We start from the raw sequence: 1315 nt of genomic DNA, 5'->3' as shown, positions 1-1315 counted from the left end.
ATATCGCGCAGGGTCTGGCCGCTGGCGCGGGAGGCATCTTCGCAGCCGATGCACACCTGCAGGCCAAGGGTCCGCGCAAGCTGAATAAAGGTCGCCAGCCGCTCCAGCAGCAGCGCCAGCGGTTCGCGTAGCTTGTACTGGCGCAGCTTATCCGAGGCCGGAATGGAGATATCTACCCAGTCGATGCCTAAATCGGCGCTCTGGCGGATCTCCCGCGCGTTCATCCGACACCAGGTCATCAGCGTGGCGTGGGGAAGCTGGCGGCGCACCAGCTGGATCCGCGCAAGCTCCTCATCCCCCATTGCCGGGGTTCCCACCTCCAGCGCCGTAATTCCCGCCGCATACAGCGCCTCGGCGATGGCCACCTTCTCGCTGGGGCGAAAGGCCACGCCGGGGCTCTGTTCGCCGTCGCGCAGCGTGGTGTCGTTGATCAGCACGCGTCTCATCGTCGTCTCCGCCTTAGCCATAAACCGGCGTAAATGCATCCGCCGTCGGATGCGGCCTGCCGTCCTGCCAGTAGGGCGACAGCGCCCGCAGGCGCTCAATAATCGGCGGCAGCATGGCAATGACGTAATCCATCTCTTTTTCCCGGGTGTAGCGTGAGAGGGAGAAACGGATGGTGCCGTGGGCCGCGGTGTAGGGAATATTCATCGCCCGCATCACGTGCGAGGGCTCCAGCGAACCCGAGGTGCAGGCGCTGCCGCTGGAGGCGGCAATCCCGACCTGATTCAGCAGCAGCAGGATCGCTTCACCTTCAATAAACTCAAAGGCCAGATTCAGCGTGCCGGGCACCCGCGGCTGGCCGCCGCCCATCACCATGACCGATGGGACGCAGGCCTGCAGGCGTTGTTCAAGGCTATCGCGCAGCAGGCCGGTTTGCTCCATGCCCGGCAGATGGATCTGCGCCAGCTCGCAGGCCGCGCCCATGCCGACGATCCCGGAGATGTTTTCCGTTCCGGCCCGCCGTCCGTGCTCCTGATGGCCGCCGCGCAGCAGCGGGCGAAAGCGCGTCCCCCGCCGCAGGTAGAGGCAGCCGACGCCCTTCGGGCCGTGAAACTTATGCGCCGAGCAGGAGAGCATGTCGATGGCGGTTTTGCCGACCGCCATCGACAGCTTGCCCACCACCTGCACCGCGTCGCAGTGGAACAGCGCGCCCTGTTGATGGGCCAGCTCCGCCAATTCGACCACCGGGAAAATGACGCCGGTTTCGTTATTCGCCCACATCACGCTAACCAGCGCGACCCGGGGAGTAAGCGCCGCCCGGAACTGCGCCATATCCAGCGCGCCGTTGCCGTCCACCGCGATACGGTGGATC

2 protein-coding genes are annotated in these 1315 nt (G+C 65.5%); both read right to left on the bottom strand.

Annotated elements, in window-relative coordinates:
• The coding region (locus PFH44_RS27690) for a beta/alpha barrel domain-containing protein (protein ID WP_463671593.1) at positions 1-446 on the bottom strand (446 nt) is incomplete at its 3' end.
• Positions 447-459: 13 nt separating this feature from the next.
• On the bottom strand, positions 460-1315 hold an 856-nt coding region (locus PFH44_RS27685), incomplete at its 5' end, for an aminotransferase class V-fold PLP-dependent enzyme (protein WP_283826855.1).

It is taken from the genome of Klebsiella sp. Ech2A, from assembly GCF_030078455.1.
Classification (GTDB): Bacteria; Pseudomonadota; Gammaproteobacteria; order Enterobacterales; family Enterobacteriaceae; genus Klebsiella; species Klebsiella terrigena.
Note: the sequence above shows the minus strand (reverse complement) of the source record. Positions and strands in the feature narration are given on the sequence as shown.